This window comes from Streptomyces sp. 13-12-16 (genome assembly GCF_002114215.1).
In the GTDB taxonomy this organism is placed as follows: Bacteria; Actinomycetota; Actinomycetes; order Streptomycetales; family Streptomycetaceae; genus Streptomyces.
In genome coordinates this window covers 1-1,205 of sequence record NZ_NCTE01000937.1, presented here as the reverse complement: position 1 = coordinate 1,205, position 1,205 = coordinate 1, and the positions used below count along the sequence as shown (strand labels likewise).

The following is a 1,205-nucleotide window of genomic DNA, read 5'->3' as shown; positions in this document are numbered from 1 at the left end:
CGCCCGGTTCGCCCGGGGCGACGCCACGGGGGCGGGGGTCCGGGGCGCGGGCGGCGGCTTCGCGGAGACGGCGTTCGTCTTCACCGGTCAGGGCAGTCAGCGGCCCGGCATGGGCCGCGCGCTCGCCGCCGCGTTCCCGGTGTTCGACGCCGCGCTGCGGGAGGCGTGCGCGGAGCTCGACCCGCTGCTGGAGCGGCCGCTGACCTCGGTGATGTGGGCCGGCCCGGACAGCGAGGAGGCCGGGCTGCTGCACGGCACCGGTTACGCGCAGCCCGCCCTGTTCGCCTTCCAGGTGGCCCTGTACCGGCTGCTGGCCTCCTGGGGGGTGACGCCCGCCCGGCTGGTGGGCCACTCGGTGGGTGAGATCGCCGCCGCGCACGTGGCGGGCGTGCTGAGCCTGCCGGACGCCTGCACGCTGGTCGCCGCGCGCGGCCGGCTGATGCAGTCGCTGCCGCCGGGCGGCGCGATGGTGGCCGTCCGCTGCTCCGAGGACGACGTGCTGCCGTGGCTGGAGGGGCGTTCCCGGGACATCGCCGTCGCCGCGGTGAACGGTCCGCGGTCGGTGGTGCTGTCGGGCGCCGACGGTCCGCTGACCGACCTGGCCGGGGAACTGACCGCCGCCGGGCACAGGACACGCCGTCTGGTGGTCAGCCACGCCTTCCACTCGCCGCTGATGGACCCGGTGCTCGACGAGTTCCGGGCCACCGTGGCGTCCCTGTCCTTCGCCGGGCCCGAGGTGCCGCTGGTCTCCGGGGTCACCGGCCGCCCGCTCACCGCCGAGGAGGCCCGCGATCCCGGCCACTGGGTGCGGCACGCCCGGGAGGCGGTCCGGTTCGCGGACGCGGTCGGACACCTGGCCGACGCGCGGACCGGCGTCTACGTGGAACTGGGCCCCGAGGCCGCGCTCACCCCGATGGTCGACGAGTGCCTGGAGGAACGCCTCGGGCCCCGGGAGCCGGGCACCGGGCCGGTGGTGGAGCCGCTGCTGCGGGGCGGGGAGGACGAGGAGGGGGCTCTGCTCTCCGCCGCCGTGCGGCTGCACGCGCACGGCCTGCCCGTCGACTGGCCGGCGGTGCTGCCCGGCGCGCGGACGGTCCCCCTGCCCACGTACGCCTTCCGGCGCGAGTCGTACTGGCTGGCCTCGGTGCCCGTCGGCACGGTGGCCGTCGCGAGCCCCGGGACGGCGGGGGCGGCGGACGCGGCAC

The 1,205-nt window shown here is 77.8% G+C and carries 1 protein-coding gene; it reads left to right on the top strand.

Features of this window, described 5'->3' with window-relative positions; genetic code table 11:
• On the top strand, nucleotides 1–1,205 hold a 1,205-nt coding region (locus B7767_RS49165; RefSeq protein ID WP_143652744.1), incomplete at both ends, for an acyltransferase domain-containing protein.